The sequence below is a fragment of the Paraburkholderia sp. SIMBA_054 genome, from assembly GCF_046534875.1.
GTDB lineage: Bacteria > Pseudomonadota > Gammaproteobacteria > Burkholderiales > Burkholderiaceae > Paraburkholderia > Paraburkholderia hospita.
Genome location: NZ_JAWRXV010000071.1, coordinates 1 through 18,645, shown reverse-complemented (window position 1 = coordinate 18,645; position 18,645 = coordinate 1). Strand labels below are relative to the sequence as shown.

23 protein-coding genes and 4 pseudogenes are annotated in these 18,645 nt (G+C 59.7%); 9 read left to right on the top strand and 18 right to left on the bottom strand.

Going from position 1 to position 18,645, the window contains the following annotated elements; genetic code table 11:
* The first annotated feature begins 80 nt into the window (after window positions 1-80).
* Window positions 81-395, top strand: a complete 315-nt coding sequence (locus tag SB822_RS46700; RefSeq protein ID WP_410857855.1) for a hypothetical protein — start codon at window positions 81-83, stop codon at window positions 393-395.
* A 98-nt stretch (window positions 396-493) separates the two neighbouring features.
* Here the strand turns inward: SB822_RS46700 and SB822_RS46695 are convergent, their stop codons facing one another.
* A complete protein-coding gene (locus tag SB822_RS46695) occupies window positions 494-1,111 on the bottom strand; it encodes a hypothetical protein (RefSeq protein WP_410857854.1) in 618 nt (205 codons plus the stop codon).
* Between the two features lie 27 nt (window positions 1,112-1,138).
* Window positions 1,139-1,516, bottom strand: coding sequence for a hypothetical protein (locus SB822_RS46690; RefSeq protein ID WP_410857853.1), 378 nt, complete (start codon window positions 1,514-1,516; stop codon window positions 1,139-1,141).
* 620 nt (window positions 1,517-2,136) lie between these two features.
* Between SB822_RS46690 and SB822_RS46685 the strand changes: the two genes are divergently transcribed.
* Both SB822_RS46685 and SB822_RS46680 read left to right on the top strand, forming a co-directional pair.
* On the top strand, window positions 2,137-2,655 hold the full coding sequence (locus tag SB822_RS46685; RefSeq protein ID WP_410857852.1) for a hypothetical protein: 519 nt from the start codon (window positions 2,137-2,139) through the stop codon (window positions 2,653-2,655).
* Window positions 2,656-3,079: 424 nt separating this feature from the next.
* The gene (locus SB822_RS46680; RefSeq protein ID WP_410857851.1) at window positions 3,080-3,496 is read left to right on the top strand and encodes a hypothetical protein; all 417 of its coding nucleotides are present in this window, start codon (window positions 3,080-3,082) and stop codon (window positions 3,494-3,496) included.
* Window positions 3,497-3,788: 292 nt separating this feature from the next.
* On the opposite strand, the gene SB822_RS46675 is transcribed toward SB822_RS46680, so the two are convergent.
* The 6 genes and pseudogenes from SB822_RS46675 to SB822_RS46650 form a co-directional block, all read right to left on the bottom strand.
* Entirely contained in the window at window positions 3,789-3,968 is a 180-nt protein-coding gene (locus tag SB822_RS46675; RefSeq protein ID WP_410857850.1) for a winged helix-turn-helix transcriptional regulator, read from the bottom strand.
* A gap of 141 nt (window positions 3,969-4,109) precedes the next feature.
* Window positions 4,110-4,562: a PA2169 family four-helix-bundle protein gene (locus SB822_RS46670; RefSeq protein ID WP_410857849.1), complete on the bottom strand. Its 453-nt coding sequence runs from the start codon at window positions 4,560-4,562 to the stop codon at window positions 4,110-4,112.
* A gap of 257 nt (window positions 4,563-4,819) precedes the next feature.
* A pseudogene (locus SB822_RS46665) lies at window positions 4,820-5,339 on the bottom strand (hypothetical protein); the annotation flags it as partial.
* Window positions 5,340-5,434: 95 nt separating this feature from the next.
* Window positions 5,435-5,778, bottom strand: a pseudogene (locus SB822_RS46660) (DUF1488 domain-containing protein).
* Window positions 5,775-6,323, bottom strand: coding sequence for a DUF4142 domain-containing protein (locus SB822_RS46655; RefSeq protein WP_410857848.1), 549 nt, complete (start codon window positions 6,321-6,323; stop codon window positions 5,775-5,777). The pseudogene SB822_RS46660 and the gene SB822_RS46655 overlap by 4 nt, the downstream one beginning before the upstream one ends.
* 538 nt (window positions 6,324-6,861) lie before the next feature.
* On the bottom strand, window positions 6,862-7,017 hold the full coding sequence (locus tag SB822_RS46650; protein ID WP_410857847.1) for a hypothetical protein: 156 nt from the start codon (window positions 7,015-7,017) through the stop codon (window positions 6,862-6,864).
* Between the two features lie 348 nt (window positions 7,018-7,365).
* Here SB822_RS46650 and SB822_RS46645 point away from each other — a divergent pair, with 348 nt between their 5' ends.
* The 3 genes from SB822_RS46645 (at window position 7,366) to SB822_RS46635 (ending at window position 9,328) form a co-directional block, all read left to right on the top strand.
* Window positions 7,366-7,710 carry a response regulator gene (locus SB822_RS46645; protein WP_410857846.1) on the top strand — a complete coding sequence of 115 codons (345 nt, stop codon included), beginning with the start codon at window positions 7,366-7,368 and terminating at the stop codon, window positions 7,708-7,710.
* Between the two features lie 614 nt (window positions 7,711-8,324).
* Entirely contained in the window at window positions 8,325-8,570 is a 246-nt protein-coding gene (locus SB822_RS46640; protein ID WP_410857845.1) for a hypothetical protein, read from the top strand.
* Window positions 8,531-9,328: a hypothetical protein gene (locus tag SB822_RS46635; protein ID WP_410857844.1), complete on the top strand. Its 798-nt coding sequence runs from the start codon at window positions 8,531-8,533 to the stop codon at window positions 9,326-9,328. The genes SB822_RS46640 and SB822_RS46635 overlap by 40 nt, the downstream gene beginning before the upstream one ends.
* 417 nt (window positions 9,329-9,745) lie before the next feature.
* On the opposite strand, the gene katG is transcribed toward SB822_RS46635, so the two are convergent.
* From katG to SB822_RS46590, 9 genes and pseudogenes are all read right to left on the bottom strand, one after another.
* Window positions 9,746-11,914 (bottom strand): catalase/peroxidase HPI, encoded by a 2,169-nt coding sequence (katG, locus tag SB822_RS46630; protein ID WP_410857890.1) that lies wholly within the window; start codon window positions 11,912-11,914, stop codon window positions 9,746-9,748.
* Window positions 11,915-12,133: 219 nt separating this feature from the next.
* Window positions 12,134-12,509 (bottom strand): annotated as a pseudogene (locus tag SB822_RS46625) (SAM-dependent methyltransferase); the annotation flags it as partial.
* 202 nt (window positions 12,510-12,711) lie between these two features.
* Window positions 12,712-12,906: pseudogene (locus SB822_RS46620) on the bottom strand (GMC oxidoreductase); the annotation flags it as partial.
* Window positions 12,907-12,940: 34 nt separating this feature from the next.
* Window positions 12,941-13,198 (bottom strand): hypothetical protein, encoded by a 258-nt coding sequence (locus SB822_RS46615; protein WP_410857843.1) that lies wholly within the window; start codon window positions 13,196-13,198, stop codon window positions 12,941-12,943.
* A 117-nt stretch (window positions 13,199-13,315) separates the two neighbouring features.
* Window positions 13,316-14,416 carry a polyamine ABC transporter substrate-binding protein gene (locus SB822_RS46610; RefSeq protein WP_410857842.1) on the bottom strand — a complete coding sequence of 367 codons (1,101 nt, stop codon included), beginning with the start codon at window positions 14,414-14,416 and terminating at the stop codon, window positions 13,316-13,318.
* Window positions 14,417-14,763: 347 nt separating this feature from the next.
* Window positions 14,764-14,994 (bottom strand): hypothetical protein, encoded by a 231-nt coding sequence (locus SB822_RS46605; RefSeq protein ID WP_410857841.1) that lies wholly within the window; start codon window positions 14,992-14,994, stop codon window positions 14,764-14,766.
* A 434-nt stretch (window positions 14,995-15,428) separates the two neighbouring features.
* Window positions 15,429-15,812 carry an adenylate/guanylate cyclase domain-containing protein gene (locus SB822_RS46600; RefSeq protein WP_410857840.1) on the bottom strand — a complete coding sequence of 128 codons (384 nt, stop codon included), beginning with the start codon at window positions 15,810-15,812 and terminating at the stop codon, window positions 15,429-15,431.
* Window positions 15,788-16,522, bottom strand: a complete 735-nt coding sequence (locus SB822_RS46595) for a DUF5939 domain-containing protein (RefSeq protein WP_410857839.1) — start codon at window positions 16,520-16,522, stop codon at window positions 15,788-15,790. Before SB822_RS46595 ends, SB822_RS46600 begins: the two co-directional genes overlap by 25 nt.
* Window positions 16,509-16,643 carry a DUF5939 domain-containing protein gene (locus SB822_RS46590; RefSeq protein WP_410857889.1) on the bottom strand — a complete coding sequence of 45 codons (135 nt, stop codon included), beginning with the start codon at window positions 16,641-16,643 and terminating at the stop codon, window positions 16,509-16,511. Before SB822_RS46590 ends, SB822_RS46595 begins: the two co-directional genes overlap by 14 nt.
* On the opposite strand from SB822_RS46590, the gene SB822_RS46585 reads away from it, so the two are divergent.
* From SB822_RS46585 to SB822_RS46575, 3 genes are all read left to right on the top strand, one after another.
* On the top strand, window positions 16,584-16,862 hold the full coding sequence (locus SB822_RS46585) for a hypothetical protein (protein ID WP_410857892.1): 279 nt from the start codon (window positions 16,584-16,586) through the stop codon (window positions 16,860-16,862). The genes SB822_RS46590 and SB822_RS46585 overlap by 60 nt on opposite strands.
* A 99-nt stretch (window positions 16,863-16,961) precedes the next feature.
* Window positions 16,962-17,336 carry a permease gene (locus SB822_RS46580; RefSeq protein WP_410857888.1) on the top strand — a complete coding sequence of 125 codons (375 nt, stop codon included), beginning with the start codon at window positions 16,962-16,964 and terminating at the stop codon, window positions 17,334-17,336.
* A gap of 202 nt (window positions 17,337-17,538) precedes the next feature.
* Window positions 17,539-17,775 (top strand): hypothetical protein, encoded by a 237-nt coding sequence (locus SB822_RS46575; protein ID WP_410857838.1) that lies wholly within the window; start codon window positions 17,539-17,541, stop codon window positions 17,773-17,775.
* 240 nt (window positions 17,776-18,015) lie between these two features.
* On the opposite strand, the gene SB822_RS46570 is transcribed toward SB822_RS46575, so the two are convergent.
* The gene (locus SB822_RS46570) at window positions 18,016-18,459 is read right to left on the bottom strand and encodes a DUF3564 family protein (RefSeq protein WP_410857837.1); all 444 of its coding nucleotides are present in this window, start codon (window positions 18,457-18,459) and stop codon (window positions 18,016-18,018) included.
* Window positions 18,460-18,645: the final 186 nt, after the last annotated feature.

Genomic DNA, 18,645 nt, shown 5'->3' with positions numbered 1-18,645 from the left:
GAGCTATCACAGCGGTGCCGCAAGCTGCTTTACCGAATGATGTGGCAGACACCTGATGGAATTGTCGACGCGTTCGCGCTATGCGCGACGCGCGAGGATGCGCGGCGATTTTTCTGCTCGGCGATATCGTTGATATCGGGCATCCACCAGGACGAGCTGAACTGTTCAACCTCGAGTCCTTTGACGATCTCGTGAACGCGGGCGTTAGCGAGGACGAAGACATGCGCATCTTCGAGACGCAATGGAACGGCGCCCGTGTCGTCGGTTGGACAACGCAGCCGCTCTTCCTGACGCCAGATCCAACGTTGATCGCCAGGTGGGCAGACCTGCGGGCCGAACTGGCAGCCGCTCAGACTAACTCGGTCATCTCACGCATCAGCGGGCGTGGATGCTAGGGGCCATAAACGGCGATTGGCGGGAAGCCAATGGACAATGAAATCGTCGTTGGAGCGAGTCCTACGCATTAGCGGAACAGATTTTTCGGACGTAGGCACTACAAGGAGGGGTTCACAACCCAGCCGTCGTTTGTCAGTTCTACGTATAACTCGCTGTGGTACTGATCGTTTTCTGTCTCAATCAAATCGGGGTGCAGCGTTCGAAGCACTGCCTCATCGTCCCAACGCGGACGATCAACGAGCTTCGCCTCATACTTGATATCAACCCTGTCGCCCACGTGAGCGCTTTCGGCCGACGACGCGAAGGTGATTGCGAGGAGCTTGGCTTTGCCACCACAAATTTTCGAGTTCTTTGCTGGATCTGCTCGACGGTAAGCTTTTTTGCCTTCGTCGGTCAGCGCATAGTGGAAGCCAGGGAGCAGCATGTGCGCTGAACCGGCTTGCTGCACATGGGTCGGTTCTTTGGTGAGAAGACCGGTTTTCACGAGCGGCTCGGCAAACAGCGCCTCACTCGAATGTTCGGCTGCATCGAACGGCACTGCGCCGACCAACATGCACACCGCGTCCTTGCCGTCGAAGTAGGTCTGCACGGCCTTCGCGTAGTTCTCTTTCGTTGGCGACGACTTGCCGTCACAGGCCGCTAGCGAAATACTCAAAAGCAAGGCGGCACAGGCACCGGCGATTTTTGACGACTTTATACGTTGCATATTCGACATTGAATTGTAGGGAGCTGATACCTGCGCTTAGTCAGCGTCCGGCAGCATGCGGCGATGTTCCGGCGTGACTCGCGAGGCCTTGCCGGGACGCTGCGACGAGCGTTGTGCAATTCGAGCGGTCCCGATCGTACGCACATCGAAGCCTATCTCGCCTGCCGCTCTGACGGCGGCATCGAGAGTCTTGAAGTGACGCACCTTGTGAGTATCAAGCTCGCGAGCGGTGCGCAACTGGACCTGCGTCTGGCGACCTTGCCGACCGACGACGAGCAGCGTAAGCACCCACTGATCGTCGCCAACGTTAGTCGCGAAGAAATCATCTACCATCCCGGCGCGAAAGAACGACTTTGCCTGAGCCGGCGTCCATGTCTCAAAATCCTGCTCAAACAGTTCGCCTGATGTCGCCATGCAATCGCCTCCCGTCGGTCGGGTGGAAGTGTACCAAGACGTTTTCGGGAAATGTCGTAACGGAAACGAAAAAGTGGCCGTTTCAACGAAAAACGGATAGATTTCATGGCGAGGTGCGGCGGCCGAGCAAGTCCAGCGCTTGCCTTAGCAACGAGCGGTGGAGCGATGCTGTGGTGGAACCTGCGTCGATACGAGGTAAAACGAACGGCCGCGCCATTGAATTGCCGTTTCCCCGGGGAAACGGCTAACGAACCCTTCGTAACTTATCCACGCGATCGTAAGCGATCTAACGTTTCGTTTCCCCGGGGAAACGCACACAACTGGCCCTGAGGGGTTAGTCCACGCTTGCAGCCGTTCGTCTGCGGCCTGATCGAGGTAAAGAGGTAGCGGCTCGTCCTCGGGCCAACGAGCAAACGCGCTCACTCCAGACGCCGGGTTGCTGGCACGCAGCCCGATGTCGACGAGATGGCGGCATAGCCGGTTCAGCATCTTGGCGTATCGCAAGCGTGTCGACGTCCCGGGCGTCGTGCGACTCTCGATCTCGTTGAAGTGATTCGCAGAGTGTTGATTCTGCGTTACCTGTAACACAAAATAAAGGTCCGGACAGACAGGGGCGGACCATGGCAGGCGATCACGATATTCCGTTACAGGTTGATTCCGTAACGGAAAAACGCAGGCGGGGCAGGCCGCGAAAACCCGGCGCCCTGACGAACGCACAGCGCCAGGCGGCTTTCCGAGCGCGGCATAAGGCGGCGGGAAAACCCGTTACTGTAACGAAAAATGAGCATGATGAACTCGTGCGCGAATGTGAGCGGCTGCGCGAAGAATTGGCAAAGACTCGACGCGGGATCGCAAAGCCACGTGGTCGTGTGTCTAGCGATGGCGAGCTTGCTGCCTCAGCGGTGTTGGTCCAGCCGGTGCCGGCGGACGAGGCGGAATCGGATGACAAGCGGCTGGTGGTGACGATGAACGGTCGCGAGTTCTTTTCGCTCCAGCGGCTGGAGGCACATTACGGCCTGCCCAAACGCGCCGTGCTCGAGCGGCTGATCTGGTGGGCGGATCGTAGCGTCGTGCAGTTGTTTGGAGACGACGATGCAGCGTTTAACCGTTACTTGAATCGAGTAACGAAAAATCGTTGAGTTCTCGGGAAGCGTTACTTCGCGAACTCATTGCAGAAGCAGCGCTCACGACATTATCAACTGCCAATGCTGACAGTATTGACACGGCCCACGTCGTGAGGCCGTGCGCTGAGCAACGGCCCAAAACATACCAGTTCGTTGATTCTTGGTACATGCGGCGCTGTGTTGCGCCGGCTTGCAGGGGGAGAAATGTTTCACCGACTAGTACCGTACTTTTTCGTTGTTGCCGCAACGTGCGCCGCTGCGGAAACCCCCTGCGACTTCAAGGGCGTATCCGTGGGGGAGAAAACGACGCCATCATCGTTGATGGAGTCTCTCGGGATAAAGAACTACAAGATGAACCCCGAGCGATGGCAATCCGACAAGTTCCTTGAACTTGGGAAAAAATACGGACTGACCTCAGCGGCCGAAATCGAAGAGTGGAATGCGGGTCCAGCCTGCGATAGTGACTCATGCCCGGATTCCATTTGGAGTGGGGGTCGGCAATAGCAATTCTCCGGTAAGCGTATTTGTTTCGTTCCCTGGAGGGCGCATCACAGAGATTGATGTGGCCTTCAATAAGACCTACTGGGATGAGATTAGGCCCGTCCTCGACAGGAAGTACGGTGCAAGCTGGCATGTTGAACAGGACCCGAATTTCGTGATTACGGACTTGGAAACAAAAAAATCCTTCACGGTCGAGCGGATTACGCTAACACATCGCCCCAACGGCACGAATCGACACACCGGTGATGCCTGCATGATTTGGGGGGTGAATTATGACGTGGTCTTCCAGCATCATGACCCGCTGGGAGCGTATCACTCGGTGTTCGCTATCAAGCTTGTATCCAACAACTTTTGAGTCAAGGTGGTGCGTCACACGGCGGCCGTTTCTGTTGCGCGAAGTCTGCCCGCGAACCTTGAAATTGTCATTGTCGGACGCCAGAAAAGCGCAACACTCCCGAATGTCCGTTCGACAACTCTGGTTATTTCACGTGAGTAGGATGCCTATCTATTTTCCGAAGCGAACCGGGCACCGAAAGCGATACGACAGACGTTATCGGTTCAAGTCTTATCGATTACATTAGGAGTCTTATGAAATGTTGATAATTCGGTTTATGTCAAATAACCCCTCGGCAGGCCTCACGCTCGACTTAGCGTTGTGCCGGTTCGCGCGCCTTTTTTCGCACCATCGAATGTAGTTGTGATTCACGGAGAGGACGCTGATCTGTTTGATAGCTTACTGGAGCCAGGCCGAATGCTGTTAGCGTGTACCCGACTCGCGGCGGAATCTCCTTGTAGTCGACACGATTGACGAGGCCAACTGTCTCCACTGGATTAGCATCTTGTGGCTAACTGCTCCGACCGCCCGCCTTAGTTCTCCATAATGTCGTGTGCGACGTGAAACAGGATCAGGGGCTTCCATTTACCCCCTATCACCGGCGCCCGTCGGAGCGCCGGCCACTTACCACCGATTAATGCCTGACCGCGGCGTACTGGTCGCGCAGATCGCGCACGCGATCATGGTTTTGCAATACGCCCTGATACTGGCCCTCGACGACTCTGCGCACGTCCGGCGGCAAATCCTCTTCAAGCGCGTCGTGATAGCGCTTCTTCGCTATATCCTCGCCTTTTTCGCATTCAGCAAGGATTTCGTGGTCGCTGCGATCCGTCACCGCCGACTTCACGTCGAGCCAGCCGCGATGCAAGGCTCCGCTCATACTGCCGTGCGTTTCCGGCTTGCCGCCCAAGCCTTGAACCGCATCCTGCAATTCACGTATGCTGCGCGCGCAGTCATCGGCCCGCGACAGAAACAGCGTTTTCAGTTGGGCGTCATGCGCGTCTTCCGCCGCCTTGAGAAAGCCCTTCTCGCCATCCTTCGACGTTTCGATCAGATCGTTCAGCACGGAAACAACGTTCGTAGCCATTCAATACCTCCTGGGGTTCCGCCAATCGTGGAATCAGTCGCCGCATACTTTCATGCAGCAGCGGAGATCCACGGATCTATCCGCATGGGGCATGCCTGGAATGTACCGCCCGGCATGCAGAACGGCTGGCATATCCAGGCCGTTCGTGTCTCCTAGTTCGCTGAAAAATCCCAGCGAAAAATTCCCTCGATTCATACGTGCTTCCCGCTGAATTCGTTCAGCGGCTCCGGCTGTCTGGTTGGATCGAAGTCGGCCTACCGTCCTTGCTGCCAGCGGCCGCTCGCACGTTCGATTGCTGCGCCTCCCGCGTCGCGCAACACCCGCGCGCGGCGTCCATCTGGTTGTCCGGCGACACGTGTACGGCGATCAGCACGCCGGATTCCCGGGTTTCTTCGTAATACGGCACCGGGTGTCCTGTCTTATTGGCTTCGAAGGTACGCGCCATCGCGCCGACCAGTGAACCGACATACGCGCCCACCCCGGCTGCGATCAGCGACACGACAAGCGGCGCCGAAAACGCTGCGAATATCCCGACGCCGACTACCGCTACCAACCACCCGCGCCAATCGTGACGCCCATGCCGGCGCCCTTCGGCGCCTCCCTCGCATTTGCGTCGGTGCTGGTATCGCCGCCGAGCCGAAAACGTGCATGCTGGCCGCGCGGATTAACGAAAAACAGCATGACGTCCTCCTCGACGAAACCCGCAGCGAAGAGCCGTTGCGCCGCGTCTTCAGCGGCGGGGAATGTCGTAAAGCGTGCTGCGACGATCAGTGACATGTCGCCTCCCTTCATCGTTGACTGGTGGTTGCGGACTATGCTGCCCCACCCCGCGCGCGCCAAGGCACAAATGCAAGCGGTGACACGCAGGCGGACTATGCCGTGGTGCCGCGATCGGGTTCCATGCCGTCCACCCTGAACAGTCCGCTATGTAACACGACTTCTTTGCCACCGTTCTGGGCGAGCGCTTCCGCGCAAACCGAATGGATGCGATTGCGGCCGTTGTCGAAAGCAGCCATCAGGGCGGGTTCCAGCGCGGAATCGGCGCCGAAATGATCTTCCAGCGCCTCGGCGGTAATGGTGCATTCAACCGGCTTGCCGTCGGCGCGCGCCGTAAAACGCACGGTCAGATTCGCACCATCGAACGCTGGCTGGTCGTCGGGAAACGTGATGTGCATAGGAAATCCTCATAGGCTGGCCGCGGCAGCATCTCACTCATGACGAACCCTTCATCGTGCCAGCGAGTTGCTGCGCCATCGCGAGGTGATGCTTGATGGTCGGCAGCGCGTGCGCGGCCGCGGCCTTCAGTTCCACATCGCTGCCGCTTTCGCTCTCTGTCTGGAACAGATCGACCGCCTTCTGGTGACCCTCGAGCGCAATCTGTTCGACGTACGCCTGATCGAACTCCTTGCCCTTAAGCGTCTGCAGCTTGCCGACCAGAGCGGAATTGGCGGCCGGTGCCGCGCCCAGGCCCTTTCTGGCAGCCAGTGCGCCCATGCTGTGCGCAAGCTTCGTATGGTCGGTGATCATCTGCTGGGCGAATGTCCTGACGTGCGGATCGCTCGAATTCCTGAGCGCTATGTTGCTTGCAGCGATTTCGGTGGCGTTGGCCTGCGAGGCATCCTGCACGAACTGCTGGTCCGCCGCCGACAGCTTCGCGGCGCCCGCCGCTGCATCGCTCGTCTGCGCATACACTGCGCCGGTCGACGCGACACCAAGACCCAGCGCGGCAGCCACCACCTGAAGGAAATACCGGAGTTTCATGTTTTTTCTCCCTGGTCGATGTCTTCACCGAAACGCCGCGGATACATGCGGCACAATGTGTCAGATCGCGTCCGGCGAGGCAGGCTCGTTGAGCGCGCCGATCACCGGCCGCGAGCAGAGAAGACGAGGCGCGCGGACCGCTTCAGGCTTCTTTGCTTCGAACGCCGCCATCACTAGTCACAGGTAACGGAAGCACACTCTGACGTGTGTAAAATCGCCGCCGCAGATATGCATCTGGCAATAAGTTCTTGGGTCCATGATTGCATCTCCCGCGATGCAAGTGCATGCGTTCATTCCCGTCCTTGCGAGAACCGGGTCGCATGCATCGATTGCACCGGTACAGCCGGAACAGTAAGTCCGCGCTTGTCCACGTCGGCAACTCGCCGGTATTACTGTCGCGGCTTCTACCTGGTCATGAGGCGTTCAACCCAGATTGCCTGACTGCAAATTGGCGCCGGACCGACGTCATTGGCTGGCGCCCGACGCCGCGGCTGCCGCAGCCTGTTCGCTCGCGTGGCCGTCCCCGCGTGGCCGTCCATCACGCCGCTGCTGTCCAGCGCGGCGCCCGAAGCAGCGCTTTCGCCAGTAGAGCGCTTGCAGCCGCTAATGCGGTCAACAATACAAGCGCTGCCACCATCCGCAGTTGTTTGGCCGTGCTTTGATTAGTTAGCTGTTTCATCACCCCCTTCTTCATCGAAGTCTGCGTCGGTGAATGCGGCGTTCGCCGCTTGCAGCGCAACTTTCTCTTGCTGTATCAGTGAACAAGCAAGGTCCGTGCCTTTTTGGCGCGCGCTCTCGCGGCAAAACGGTGATGCCAGGCGTGTAGAACATTGGCACACGACGTGCGTTGCGCATCAATCATGGCAGGCAAAGGGTGCAGGCCGGTCTGCAACTCGCCCTGGCTGGCTGACACCGCCATGCTTTACACCGCACGGAATCGAAGACCTTTACGGTCGCCGCTCGGCGCGGCCGGTTTTTTGGTCTCCGCTTTGGCTCGCTTATTGCAGCTAGTATTTGAATCTGCCTTATGCCGGGACGCGTTATGGAGACATCTGAACGCCGCCCCACCGTTCTCCTGGCCGAGGATCATGATGCTGACGCATGGGCCACCGTACTGAGAATGAACGGTTGGGAAGTTGTGTGGGCACCGAACGGCGACGCCGCTCTGGCGCTTCACGGCTCGCGCGCCCTGATCTGCTTATTACTGCCGGGCACGGACGGTCCGGCACTCTGTCGGGTTTTTCGCGAAGACGCCAACCTTGCCTCTGTGCCGATCATCCTCGCCTCGTCCCTGGAATGGTCACCTGCCGCAACAGTTGTGCACGATCATTTTTTGCAAAAGCAGTGGAAAGTATTACGTTGCTTGCCGCTATCTCGGCTCTTCTGAGCGGCCCTGCCGTCCCGTCCCGTGCCGGCAGTGAACCTGCTCCCAGGTAAGCCCCTGCCAGAGTTCCGAAAGCTGTGAGGTTGACCGTTTCTACGGACGGGTTTGTAGTCAGCGAATTGACCTGATCCAGCCTTCTTTAAATGTTGAATCGCGGGTCGCGTCCACGGTCACACTCGCCGGGTGATCCGTTCGCCCGCACGGCGGACCCCAGATCAGGCAAGTGATCCCAGGTAAGCCCCTGCCAGAGTTCCGAAAGCTGTGAGGTTGACCGTTTCTACGGACGGGTTTGTAGTCAGCGAATTGACCTGATCCAGCCTTCTTTAAATGTTGAATCGCGGGTCGCGTCCACGGTCACACTCGCCGGGTGATCCGTTCGCCCGCACGGCGGACCCCAGATCAGGCAAGTGATCCGCGCTTCTCCGATCCGCAGTGCGAGGGTAACGCCGCATCACGAGCACATGGTCAGTTTTGCTGCGCGGCAATGGACCGATCTGCTTTCGCCCAGCAATTGCTGGTGGCTTAATCCGGAACTCCGACCAGCAGGAGATGCTGGCCGGTTACAGTCCGGGGCCCTGAGATTGCGACTAGCCAGGTTACCAGATAGAGAACTGTCAATGGCAGATAACATCGACCGCGATGCGTTGAGGCGAAGCGCAGCCGACGAATGCATGACCCCCGACCAGCTCGACCTGTACCTCAGGATTGGCGAGCAGGACCGCGATGTCTACACGCGGTTATACCGCTGTATCGCAAAGCGGATTGAACCCGCCGAGCGCTCGAAGGACCGACAGCGGGTGCTGCTATTGGCGCCGCGGATGGCATGGAACGCAGAGCGCTGCTGCTTCATCTCGGCGACGTGATTGAGGCGATTGCCTGCGTCATGAAATGCGCCCACCGTTACAACACCTTTGGCGAAGCCGTCCGGCAGGAAGAATCACTGATGACCTTTTCCATCTTGCAGGAGGTTGAGCCGGAGATGACGCCGCTGGAATTTGTGACGCGAGCTGCAGGCGCCTATTTTCTATGGCCCAAAGGATTGCTCGATGTGAGTCTGAACCGACGGTCGCTCGCCCATCTCGTTGAGCATGACCTCTTCGCCGACAACGAGCCGGGCTGGAGAGCCTACGTCGAACACCTGCATGCGGACGTGCCGTGGGGGGCGGCGCTGAACATGAACCTGACCTTCCGCCCCTCGGAACCGCGTCGACGCCGGAAAATCCTTACTGACGCAAGGCCCCGTTGCCAGCCGCCTTCGATGAGCTGTTCGGTCCGGAAGCACGCATCGTCCATCGAGCCAGACCCCGGCCACTCCCCATACTCGCCGCCACCGCCAGATACGCGCCGACCACACCGCCGGGAAAGAGATCAACCTGCTTCATCTGGGCGACCGGGCGATGCGGTTCAATCGGGGCAGCGCCTCACGCAGCAGCGGCGATTCGTTGCGGTTGCCCGGGGCAGAAACGAATGGCGCGATCACGTTGCAGCGGCGATCGCAGAAGGCGACCACCTTGTCCCCTTTCAGGTGCTTGTGTCCGCTGTACCCCAGGTTGTCGCCTTCTTCGCGACAGTGGTCGTGCCGTCGCCGTGGATGACCGTGAGCTCAAGCAGTCCGTCCTGATGAAGCTTGCGCACCGAGCCCGCAAAAATCGCGTGGATGCAGCCATCGGCCGGCCATCGCCGCAACGCCCGATAGATGCGCGTGTAGTGGATTTCAGGGCGATGCCGCGACCTTCTCCATTCCTTTCGATCGGCAGCGCCTTCCACTGACATCCCATGTACAGCAACTGCAGGATGTAGTTGAAGATCCTGTGCAACCGTCGGTGCCGGACCACGCCTCCCCGTACTCCTTCGCGGCTCGCAAGGATCAACTCCTCCACGGAGACAGTAATCGAGTTGAGGCGAGCGATCAGGTGCGGTGTCTTGATCCATGGACTTGCCTTCACATGATGTTGAGCGACGCGCCCGAGCAACGAGGCGCAGGCGACCCTCGGGAAGGCCGCCCACGTTTGTGCTGCAGCGGTGTCGTCACACTCGCTTAGTGCGCGGCTGCAACCGCGCGTCGACCGTTTCCCCGGCCGAGCAGGTCGTAGCGATCGAGATTCATGACCTTGTTCCACGCCGCCACGAAGTCGCGCACGAATCTCTCCTTCCCGTCGTCGCACGCGTAGACTTCGGCCAGCGCGCGCAATTGAGAATGCGCCCCGAAGACAAGGTCGGCAGCCGTCGCGGTCCACCTGGTCTTGCCCGTAGAGCGATCATTGCCCTCGTACACGTTCTTGTCCGAGGCGGAAGGTCTCCACGCTGTGCCGATGTCGAGCAAGTTCACGAAGAAGTCGTTGCTCAACGTAACCGGCTTGTCGGTGAACACGCCGTGCTTCGATTGCCCGTGGTTTGCACCGAGCATGCGCATGCCGCCAACGAGAACCGTCATCTGGGGCGCGGTCAGCTTTAAGAGGTTGGCCCGGTCCAGCAGACGGGCCTCCGGCGACAGGGGGTCTTCCGCTCGGAAATAGTTGCGGAACCCGTCGCCGATCGGTTCGAGCACATCAAAGATGCTCTCATCAGTCTGTTCCTGCGAGGCATCGGTGCGACCCGGCGCGAACGGGACGCTAATTTTGTATCCCGCCTTTCCGGCCGCTTCCTCGACGGCAGCGCACCCACCAAGGACAATCAGATCGGCAAGCGAAACCTTCTTGCCACCGGACTGCGAGCCGTTGAAGTCTTTCCGGATGCGCTCAAGCGCTGTCAGGACCTTTGCCAGCCGCGGCGGCTCATTGGACTCCCAATCCTTTTGCGGCGCCAGGCGAATCCGCGCGCCGTTGGCACCACCACGTTTATCGGTGCCACGGAAGCTGGCGGCAGCGCCCCAGGCTGTGGAAACCAACTCAGGGACGGACAAACCAGAGTCGAGGACGGTGCGCTTGAGGGCGACGATATCCTGTTCGCTGACCAGCTCGTGATCGACCGGTGGTATCGGGTCTTGCCAAAGCTGCGCCTCCGGGACCCAGGGGCCCAAATAGCGTGAGCGGGGACCCATGTCGCGGTGAAGCAACTTGAACCAGGCTTTGGCAAACGCGTCCTCAAGCTGGTCTGGGTTGTCGTGGAAGCGCTTCGCAATCGGCGCGTAAATCGGATCCATTCGCAGCGACAGGTCTGTCGTCAGCATCGTCGGCGCGTGCCGCCTGGACGCCTCGTGTGCATCGGGCACAGTGTCGTTCGCCTCGGGATTCTTGGGCGTCCACTGCTTCGCGCCCGCAGGGCTCGTCGTCAGCTCCCACTCGTACTTGAACAGGTTCTCCAGAAACCCGTTGTCCCATGTGGTGGGATTGTTGGTCCATACGCCTTCAAGCCCGCTGGTAATCGCATCGGAACCCTTGCCGCTGCCGAACTTGTTCTTCCAGCCCAGGCCTTGCTCCTCGATCGAGGCGCCCTCTGGTTCCGGGCCGACATTCCCTGCCGCCGGCGCAGCACCATGCGTCTTGCCGACCGTGTGGCCGCCCACGATGAGCGCAACGGTTTCTTCATCGTTCATGGCCATGCGGCCAAAGGTATCGCGGATGTCCCTGGCCGCAGCGAGCGGATCGGGGTTGCCCCCCGGGCCCTCGGGATTGACGTAGATCAGGCCCATCTGCACGTTGGCGAGCGGCTTGGCGAGTTCCCGGTCGCCGCTGTAGCGCTCGTCCCCCAGCCACGTGTCCTCCGGACCCCAAAAAATGTCTTCGGGCTCCCAGACGTCGGGCCGGCCAAAACCGAAGCCAAAGGTCTTGAAGCCCATCGATTCATAAGCCACATTGCCGGCCAGGATCAGCAGATCGGCCCAGGAAATTTTCTGGCCGTACTTCTGCTTGATGGGCCAGAGCAGCCGGCGCGCCTTGTCAAGATTGGCGTTGTCCGGCCAACTGTTCAGCGGCGCAAACCGCTGCTGGCCCTCGCCGCCGCCGCCGCGACCATCGGCGATGCGATATGTGCCGGCGGCATGCCAGGACATGCGGATGAACAAGGGCCCGTAGTGGCCGTAGTCGGCCGGCCACCAATCCTGGGACGTGGTCATGAGCTTGATCAGGTCCTGCTTCAGCGCCTCGACATCAAGATTCCTGAACTGTTCGGCATAGTCGAACTCCTCTTCCAACGGGCAGGACAGGTGCGAGTGCGTGTGAAGCACCGAAAGATCCAGCTGATTCGGCCACCAATCCTTGTTCCTCATCGGTCGGCTGACCTTTGGAGTTGGCGCGGGGATGGCAGGGCTTTCGCTTTCGCTAACGCTTCCGGTGTGTCGCTTGTCAGACATATCATCCTCCATGGAGCGTGGCAGCACATTTTCGAGATGACACTTTCTGGTGTAGTTTTCTGCCGGCAGAAAATCAAACCTGGACTGTTGAAATTTAACGATCAATGCGATAGGGGAAAGCGATCGAATTAATCGCTAAAGCGGCCGCGCGCAGTATGCTGGGCTCAGGCGTTCCGAGAGGGTCTGCATCCCGGCGAGCGGTCGAGCTTCGACAAAGCGATCCAACAGCCAGCCGCTTTCGGTTCCGTTGGGAATGTCGGAAAGAGGACGACGATAGGCTTGCGCGTACGGCTTCGACTCACCGAAACCTGACCAATATGGGCCGAAGCGCGAGGTCGTAAAGTATGTCCGTTCGCCATGCGTTCGTGCATCCATCCAGTCTCGCATGGGGAGTGCCATGGAGAACACCAAACGTCAATCCCCGTCGCGCTACGCGCCGGAATTCCCGGAGAACCGGCGCAAGGTCTTCGACATAGTCGAAAGCCACTGCGCACGAAATGTTGTCGAACGACTAGGTGGTGCAGCCGACACGGCGCCGGCGCCACAGCAAGGAGTTCAAGGAGAAGGTGATCCGTGCGGCGATGCCCTGGAAACGCATCTTGACGAGGCACGTCGGACCCTCGGCAGGAGTCAGGAGCGCACGCCGTTGACGGTAGGCGCATATTGACCCGGAATCGCTGGGAGGGGATCGGGAGAGGTAGTGACATAAGTCGCTAGCGGGCCGGAACCGCTATGAGCGTCTCGGCATGGGTTGCATTCCTCGCCAGCATGATCATTTCCGCCGCTTTTTCGGCAATCGTGATGGTGGGAGCGTTCGTGTTCCCAGACGGTATCGTAGGCATCACTGATGCGTCCACCACCCGTAGGCCGGCAACACCTCTGACTCGCAGCGCGCTATCGACGACGCTCCGTCGTATGAGGGACGCCACAAGGAACGTTTCATTACGACTGCAAGACCGCCATTGCGGCTGCGTGATCGCCCCGCCTCTCAAGGCGCTCGGACAGCGATCTCCGGAAGACCATAAGTTCCTCTGATCCATGGCCAGAAGCGAAGTCACGGATTATTTCTGCAATGGCTTGCGCCGCGAGGTCCTGGTCCGCCGCGTTAGCAATATATAAGGTCGCACGCGCCAGCGCAGCAGAATGTCTGCGGGCAAAACAAGGCTCGCTTTCGCCGCTAACTCCGGGTGCTTCTTTCATGGCTAAATCTCCTGATTAATCTTACGCTCACCGTAGCCACTGCGGCACCAGAGGCAAAAAGGGAGTCGCGGACCTCATGATGATGCTGTCCTGCACAATCGTCTGGTTCAGGTCCGCTTAGCGGCCGGACTTGAACTCGGTCCACAGCCGCGTCTGCAGACGCTGGATTTCAGGCGGCAGCGGCTTCAACAGGAACAGTGTCTTGACGACGTCCGCCGGCGGATAGACGGCGGGATCGTTCGCGACATCCTTGTCCACGTACTTGCGCGCTTCCGTGTTCGCGCTCGGATAGTAGACGGCGTTCGTGATGGCCGCGTGGACCTGCGGCGTCTCGATGTAGTTGATCCACTCCATCGCGGCTTCCTTGTTCTTCGCGTCCTTCGGAATCGCCATCACGTCGAACCACACGGGCGCGCCGCCCTTCGGAATGTAGTAGTCGATCTTGTACGCCTTCTTCGCTTCTGCCGCGCGATGCTTTGCGATCACGACGTCGCCCGACCAGCCGTATGCGAAGCAGATGTCGCCGCCGACCAGGTCGTTGATGTAGCCCGACGAGTTGAACTGCGTGATGTACGGACGGATCTTCTTCATCATCGCGAGCGCCTCGCGATAGTCGGCCGGGTTCGTGCTCATCGGATCCTTACCGATGTAATGCAGCGCGGCCGCGAACATCTGGTCCGGCGCGTCGAGCACGGAGACGCCGCACGCCTTCAGCTTCGAGATGTTTTCCGCCTTGAACAGGACGTCCCAGCTGTCGAGCGCGACGCCCTTGCCGAGGATCTGCTGCGCCTTCGTGACGTTGTAGCCGAGCCCCGTCGTGCCGTAGGCCCAGGGTACCGAGAACCTGTTGCCCGGGTCCGCGCCCGCGACGAGCGCCATCAGCGACGGATCGAGATACTTGAGGTTCGGGATCTTCGACTTGTCGAGCGGCGCGAAGATGCCCGCTGCGATCTGCTTGCCCGCGTAGTTGCTGGTCGGCACGACGATGTCGTAGCCCGAGTTGCCCGTGAGCAGCTTGGCCTGCAGCGTGTCGTCGCTATCGTAGTTGTCGTACTTGACCTGCACGCCAGTCTGCCTGGTGAAGTTCGGAATCGTGTCCTTGGCGATGTAGTCCGACCAGTTGTACACATTCAGTTGTGTATCTTTTGCCGCCGCCGACATGAAAGGCGTCGCGCACAGTACCAGCGCAGCCAGATGGCCCACCACCCGTTTCTTCATTCCGTTCTCCGTTCTGACCGGCGCGAAACCGGTCGCTTGCCCCGCTTCAAACCGCTGCGTGCTGGCCGCGGCTCCCCCTTTTGAGAAACCCGAAAACTACCCTCAATTGATGCCCGATTCAAAAAACCGCCAGATGTCGCGCAAAGGGTACAGCGTGCGGCCTGTCGTCCCGCGTCCTGGCCGCTTTCCGAAACGCGTCTTCCGCCATCACCCATCACTATAGACGGTCAAATAAGCCCGGATAGGGGCAGTCACGCGATGCCGTTGCAAAGGCGCGGCACACGGCTCGTCTTGCTGGTGCTTTCGGGCCGTGACCTTGCGATAAATATGGATCCGCTCGCGTTGAATTAGTCCCGGCCCAGGCAGCGCACGGGCGCCCGGTTGTCGAGCACGGGAAACTGCGGAGCGTCGTCATGTCGAGCCTGATGGCGATGCTGTTGCACCGGGTGTCGGGGCGCCTCGGCGCCGTCAAGGGCCGCGATCTCGCGCAGGTTGGCCGCGAACGGCACCGGCCGGCACATGAAGCGCTTTCTGAGGGTGACGAAAGAACTCGCGATTGTCGCGCGCGAAGTCGTCAAAGTAGTCTGATGCCCAGTTCGCGCGGCACCTGCAGCGATGGTCAACTTTGCCGACGTGGGTCTCACGAACGGCTCGAACGTCAATTTTGCTCCAGCAGTGAGGACAGCAACCGACCCCACTGCTGCCGTCTGAATTGGCTCCGCCTCGGCCCAAGCTTTCACATTACAGCAGCTATCCGCGCGGCCACATGGCCGATGGCTATGCGCCAGGCCGGTAGCTTGTGGCTTCTGCTCCTATCCAGTCCCATGGGACCGTTTCACGACTTTACGTGTAAGCGTGATCGACGCAATGACGTTCTTCCCGTCGTCGAATGAGGTGGCGAGATCCGTGACGCAACCGTCACCCCCAGGACGCGATGCGATACACGCTTGCCCTGCCCTGGACGCCGCGAAGCGGAGCCTCGAATTCGACGACGGTGCGGCCAGCAAGGAGCTCACGGACGCCAAGGCGAGCTATAGAGCGCTTCCGAGAGGCAAATCTCTCCGGCGTCGGCGAAAGACTGCACGCGCGCGGCGACGTTGACGGCCTGACCGAAATAGTCGAGATTGTCGTTCAGCGTCACGGCGATCGATGGCCAATGCGCCCCGATCTTCAGGATGATGGCCGGTTCGCCACGCTCGCGATTGAAGCGCCCGATTTCCTCCACAATCCTTAACGACGCGGACACTGCATCCGTGGGTCGACAGAAGACGGCCATCACGGCGTCGCCAATCGTCTTTACGATAGCACCGGAATACCGTTGCGCGACCATCTCAAGCAGTGCGAAATGCTGTCTGACGAGGCCGTACGCATTCAGATCGCCGAGGCGTTCATACATGGCGTCGAACCCTTGAGATCCGTGAAAACAAACGTCACCTGCCGGATCCCAAGCCCCTCTTTCTCGTCAACGCGCTCCGAGCGGAACAGGCGCCGGAAGGTTTGTCGCGCCACCAGCGTCCCTCCGGACAGATACGGATCAAATTCGAGCGGCGGCTTGATGGCCTGAGCAATGACTTCGAGAGGCCAATTGATCAAGGGCAGCGACCCGCGCGTGCTCCCGTCGTTGCTCACCTGAATGACGACAGGACCGGGCGGCACAACGGAGAGCGCCGGCGCAAACCGTTGTCCGTCATATCCGACCTGCAACAGCGTTGGCGAGGTGGCGGGCTCGCCGGCGATCGGCACCATAAAAGCGGCCTGTGTCTCGACATTCACGCCCGACAAGGCACCGGGTGCAAGGTCAGCCTGCAGAGTGGTCGTCGAACCTGGCGGCAGGAACGTGAGGCCGCGCACCAGCCCCCTCAGGAAGTCGAGAAACCGGACTTGCTGGCCGGCGAACCGACAGTCACCGTTAAATCGCAGTTTCCAGTGGAAATCCTCGACGGAAAGCGACTCGGGATCGTGGAACGCCAGCCTCCGGAGTTCCGGCGATATCGAAAACGTGACTTCAATGAAATCGTCCAGGTCTGTTTCGCCCGTAACGTCGCATAGCCCACGCACATAGTGGGTCTTTAGCGTGCGCAATGATCCGAAGCTATGGAGGACCATTCCCGACTGACTGCGGACAAAGAACGTCCCAGTTCATCTCGAACAATCCGTACCGTGCCGCATGAAGAAAGAGGTCAATGCATTCAACCTCACCTATGCCGCGATCACGCGCAAACGCCAACGGGTTGACCCGGTAAACGGACAGATCGTCGCCGCTCCTGATCAGAGTCTCGAGCTTGGAAAAGCGCAAAATGTACGCCAGCGTCCCAACGGCGCCCTGTCACGCCGCGATTTCAATCGAGGAGCAGGAAGGCGGATGGCCGGCACGTCTGTTCTCGCGCAAAGGCCTCACGGCGATCAGTCACACTTACGTGATGACCCGATCGATGTTATGGCGTGACATCGCCATCGGTCTGCTCGTGGCGGGCGCGCTTTCCGCGTGGGTACCAACAGGATCTGGCAACGTCTGTTCTTGACCGGTCATCCTGTGCCGTCGGTGATGTGGGGGGCATTTGCCGGGCCGCTTATTGCGCTCGCGTCTTTCACCTGCTCAGTCGGCAACATTCCACTCGCTGGCGTGCTGTGGCACGGTGGCATCAGCGTTGGTGGCGTCGCGTCGTTCATCTTCGGCGATCTCATCATCCTTCCCATTCTCAACATCTACCGCAAATACTACGGCGCGCGGATGACCGCTTTCATGCTTGTCACGTTTTACGCTGCCATGTTCGCCGCCAGCCTTGTTGTCGAAGGCATATTTGCGGTGGCAGGATGGATTCCCGCACGGCCGAAAACCGGCTCGGCTGCGCATACAGCCAGTCCATCACCTTCAACTACACGTCGATTCTCGACATCGCATTCGGGCTTGTGTGTATAGCGCTCTTCACCGTTTTTTTTTTGCGAACGGGTGGCGTGAGCATGATGCGCACGATGAAAGATCACCCTCGAGGTCGCACTGGCCCAGATCTGGGCCGCGCTCGCCACGAATCGCATTGTGCAGAAGATCATTCGTCGCGTCGCTAGATCCGGCTTCCGCAACGCGCAAGCCTGCCGGCCCGCTTCAAAGCGGATTTGCGACCATGTTCGTGGAGTTCCGGTTCGAAGTAAATCCATCGGGCAGTCGGAAACTGCATCTGCTATTCGTTCTCTATCTGATCAATCATGCGAACAAGGTCAGTAGCAGTGCCACCAGCCTCAAGCTCGGCCTGCACGGCGACGACAAGATCGTCCGCCCATTCGAGTACCACGAAGCTGACGTGCGCCGAATCTCGGGCCGGTTCTCTAGCCAGGCGTCCATCGCATCGCGGACATGCTGATGCGCGGATTCTCCCACAAGCGGCGACTTGATCTCTCGCATGGAGAATAATGCCGTACCCATTAACACGATGCCTACCCCCACACCGCCCAGCGCATCAAAAAACGGATTTCGGCTCAGCATTGACAGAAACTTGCAACCCGAGATGAGGTGGTTCGCTGTTTGGAGCGGGTTGCATCTTTAGTTCGATTGACACCAGTTTATCCCCGCAAGGCGTGTGGCGCCCCGGTGACAAGCTCGCCTAACCACGGCGCCATACTCCGCCGGGCAACGCGCAAGTTGCCCCCGCACCGGTCAGCGCGGCCATAGGGGACGACGCGCGCCCTGATACTCCGCCTGCGAACAGCGCACTGTCCGCATGGGTGCGCGTGCGATCAACTGCCTGCAGGCGCCAGTGCCAGGCAATCCGGACATACGAGGCTTCGTGCGATAGCGTGACGGTGCCGTCTGCACAACTTACTTCCTCACGACGGTTCACGCGCAGACCATGCAGAACGCAGAGCGGTCCTGCGGAGCCGCTGAGGACCGTTGCGTCGCCGCTGTAATGTATTTCGCCCCACTCAGGCAGATCGATGCCTGCATGGGCCTCGCGGGACCAGCGTTGTTCACCAGTGTCAAGCCAAAGCACCGCATAGTCATGATTGACGGTGGGATCGGGGCCATTGATCAGAATAGTCAGGCGCATAGCAGTCGCGTCAGGAGACGTCCACCAGAGTCGCAGGGGATGGGGTATCAAGTGTAGTACCGGAAAACCGGCACGCAAGCCGATTTCGCAGATAACGGACATCGATGAACGGTGTCTTCCGGAATCGCGCCTTGGCGTTAGTATGTCGGCTTGCCGACGGCGGCGACGCCGACGACGAGTTCACCG